Below are 3,298 nucleotides of genomic sequence, written 5' to 3'. Positions count from 1 at the left end.
CCGGGTCGCCAAGGCGAAGCGGCGCCAGCCCGAGGATGTCACCGTCGTCATCCTCGACCGGCCGCGGCACGAGGGCATCATCAACGAGATCCGGGAGACCGGCGCGCGCATCAAGCTGATCTCCGACGGCGATGTCGCCGGCTCGATCCTGGCGCTGCGCGAGGGCACGGGGGTCGACCTGCTGCTGGGGATCGGCGGTACGCCCGAGGGCATCATCTCGGCCTGCGCCGTGAAGTGCCTGGGGGGCACCATCCAGGGCAAGCTGTGGCCGAAGGACGACGAGGAGCGGCAGCGGGCGGTTGATGCGGGGCACGATCTGGATCGCGTGCTGACCACGGAGGATCTGGTCACCGGGGAGAACGTGTTCTTCGTCGCGACCGGTATCACCGATGGTGAGCTGCTGCGGGGGGTTCGGTACCGGTCCGAGACTGCTACGACCGACTCGATCGTGATGCGGTCGCGGTCGGGTACGGTGCGGCGGATCGACTCCGAGCATCGGCTGAGCAAGCTGCGGGCGTACAGCGCGATCGATTTCGACCGGGCGAAGTAGGCGACCGGCGTCGGGGCTGGGCGGGGGTGGGTCGCGCCGCCCGGCGCTGGCGGGGTGCTGCCCGCGCCCACCCTCCCCCACTCTCGGCTTCGCTCGAGCGGGGGGACCCCCATCGCCCATGGGGCCCCCAGGCCCTTAAGGCACTGGGGGAGGTACGACTGCCCGCGGCCTGACGCAGTGGGGCGCCCCGGTGCGGAGGGGGCGCCCTTCGTGCGTGATCGGCCGGTCAGCCCGCTGCCGCTATGTGGTTCGTCGTGCGGGCCGCCTTCTTCAGTTCCAGTTCGCGGCGGCGGCGCCTCGCCAGGACCACTCGGCGTTCGGCGGCGGTGAGGCCGCCCCAGACTCCGTACGGCTCGGGCTGGAGCAGGGCGTGTTCGCGGCATTCGACCATCACCGGGCAGCGGGCGCAGACCCGCTTCGCCGCCTCCTCACGGGACAGCCGCGCGGCGGTGGGTTCCTTGGAGGGTGCGAAGAACAGGCCGGCCTCGTCGCGCCGGCACACGGCCTCCGTGTGCCAGGGTGCGTCTTGGTCCCTGTCTCGCGCTGGTACCCGCTGGGCCGGAACGGCAGCTACCTGCAGGGACGAATGCGGCGGTTGCAGCACGGTCTACTCCTGACGACGGCTTCGCGAGCGAGAGACGATGCAGCAAGGTCTACCCGCTGTACGCACGCCTATGCAGGGAGTCCCCAACCGCTGGAGTTCGTGCGTTCTTGTGCGGCGCAGGGAACGCTAGAGGTGCTTGTGCACACTCTTGTCGACCTTGCGCTGCACCCGGTCGAGAATGTCCGCGACGAGCTTGCCGCGCTTGGGCCGCGCCTCGACGTTGCCCAGGACGGCCCAGCCGTCCACGAAGACCACCGGCGCCTCGGCGTCCGGCGCGTCCAGCGTGTCCACCTCGAAGTTGCCGAGGACGCCGCCGCCGGTGCCGCGCAGCGAGACGTTCTCCGGGACGCGGACCTCGACGTTGCCGAAGAGCGAGAACGCCTTGATCACGACCTGCCGGTACTCGAAGATCGCCTCACTCAGATCGATCTCGACGCTGCCGAAGATCGAGTACGCGTGGATACGACGGCCCGCGCGCCAGCGGCCCTTGCGGACGGCGCTGCTGAACACCGCGATCACGTTCTCGTCCGGGTCGGCGGGTATCGCACCGGCCGTGGGGCGGCCCGGCGCGGCGGCGTACGCCGGAGGTGTGCGGTGGTGATGCGCGCCCGGCAGGTCCCGTACGAGAGGCTCGAGTTCGCCCACCGTCTTGGCGCGGAAGACGTCCTCCACCCGCTCGGCGTGCTCCTCGGCGGTCAGGCGCCCCTCGGCGAGGGCGTCGCGCAGGATGTCGGCCACGCGGTCGCGGTCGGCGTCGGACGCGCGGAGCTCGGAGGCGGCGGGCGCGGAGGCGGCCGCAGGAGCGGTCTGCTTCTGAAGGTCCACGAGAGCAGCGTACCCAAACACGATAGATCGCGACACCCCTGGTGACATCGAACTGAGCCTTACCTCACAAGCTCGCCGTCAGAGCCAGGTCCTACGCTGGTGGACGCTGCCAATGGAGGCCAGCTGTGCTGTCTGTCGAGTGAGGAATGGGCGCATGCCTGAGTTCGCGTACACCGATCTGCTCCCCATGGGAGAGGACACCACCCCGTACCGGCTGGTGACCTCCGAGGGTGTCTCCACCTTCGAGGCCGACGGGCGGACGTTCCTCAAGGTCGAGCCGGAGGCGCTGCGCAAGCTGGCCGAGGAGGCCATCCACGACATCCAGCACTACCTGCGCCCGGCCCATCTCGCGCAGCTGCGCCGCATCATCGACGACCCGGAGGCGAGCGCGAACGACAAGTTCGTCGCCCTGGACCTGCTGAAGAACGCGAACATCGCGGCGGCCGGCGTGCTCCCCATGTGCCAGGACACCGGCACCGCGATCGTCATGGGCAAGCGCGGCCAGAACGTCCTGACCGAGGGCGGCGACGAGGAGGCGCTGAGCCGCGGCATCTACGACGCGTACACGAAGCTGAACCTCCGCTACTCGCAGATGGCTCCGCTCACCATGTGGGAGGAGAAGAACACCGGCTCCAACCTCCCGGCGCAGATCGAGCTGTACGCGACCGACGGCGGCGCCTACAAGTTCCTGTTCATGGCCAAGGGCGGCGGCTCCGCCAACAAGTCCTTCCTCTACCAGGAGACGAAGGCCGTCCTGAACGAGGCCTCCATGATGAAGTTCCTGGAGGAGAAGATCCGTTCGCTGGGTACGGCCGCCTGCCCGCCGTACCACCTGGCGATCGTCGTCGGCGGTACGAGCGCGGAGTACGCACTGAAGACCGCGAAGTACGCCTCCGCGCACTACCTGGACGAGATCCCCGCCGAGGGATCGCCGCTCGGCCACGGCTTCCGGGACAAGGAGCTGGAGGAGAAGGTCTTCGAGCTGACGCAGAAGATCGGTATCGGTGCGCAGTTCGGCGGCAAGTACTTCTGCCATGACGTGCGGGTCGTCCGGCTGCCGCGGCATGGCGCGTCCTGCCCGGTCGCGATCGCGGTCTCCTGCTCGGCCGACCGCCAGGCGGTCGCGAAGATCACCGCCGAGGGCGTCTTCCTGGAGCAGCTGGAGACGGACCCGGCACGCTTCCTGCCGGAGACGACGGACGAGCACCTGGAGCAGGACGGTGACGTCGTACGCATCGACCTCAACCAGCCGATGGACGACATCCTCGCCGAGCTGACCAAGTACCCGGTCAAGACCCGCCTGTCCCTCACCGGCACCC

4 protein-coding genes are annotated in these 3,298 nt (G+C 69.3%); 2 read left to right on the top strand and 2 right to left on the bottom strand.

What is annotated here, in order from left to right:
- Positions 1 to 550 (top strand): fructose-bisphosphatase class II family protein (locus ACTWQJ_RS48950; protein WP_443312819.1); only part of this gene is annotated, 550 nt, incomplete at its 5' end.
- Positions 551 to 776: 226 nt separating this feature from the next.
- On the opposite strand, the gene ACTWQJ_RS48945 is transcribed toward ACTWQJ_RS48950, so the two are convergent.
- Both ACTWQJ_RS48945 and ACTWQJ_RS48940 read right to left on the bottom strand, forming a co-directional pair.
- On the bottom strand, positions 777 to 1,154 hold the full coding sequence (locus ACTWQJ_RS48945; RefSeq protein WP_129801260.1) for a WhiB family transcriptional regulator: 378 nt from the start codon (positions 1,152 to 1,154) through the stop codon (positions 777 to 779).
- Positions 1,155 to 1,280: 126 nt separating this feature from the next.
- A complete protein-coding gene (locus ACTWQJ_RS48940; protein ID WP_443312818.1) occupies positions 1,281 to 1,979 on the bottom strand; it encodes a DUF1707 SHOCT-like domain-containing protein in 699 nt (232 codons plus the stop codon).
- 154 nt (positions 1,980 to 2,133) lie between these two features.
- On the opposite strand from ACTWQJ_RS48940, the gene ACTWQJ_RS48935 reads away from it, so the two are divergent.
- Positions 2,134 to 3,298: fumarate hydratase (locus tag ACTWQJ_RS48935; RefSeq protein ID WP_443312817.1), on the top strand; the 1,165-nt coding region annotated here is incomplete at its 3' end.

The sequence above is a fragment of the Streptomyces sp. KR55 genome, from assembly GCF_052245645.1.
Classification (GTDB): domain Bacteria; phylum Actinomycetota; class Actinomycetes; order Streptomycetales; family Streptomycetaceae; genus Streptomyces; species Streptomyces flavusporus.
Note: the sequence above shows the minus strand (reverse complement) of the source record. Positions and strands in the feature narration are given on the sequence as shown.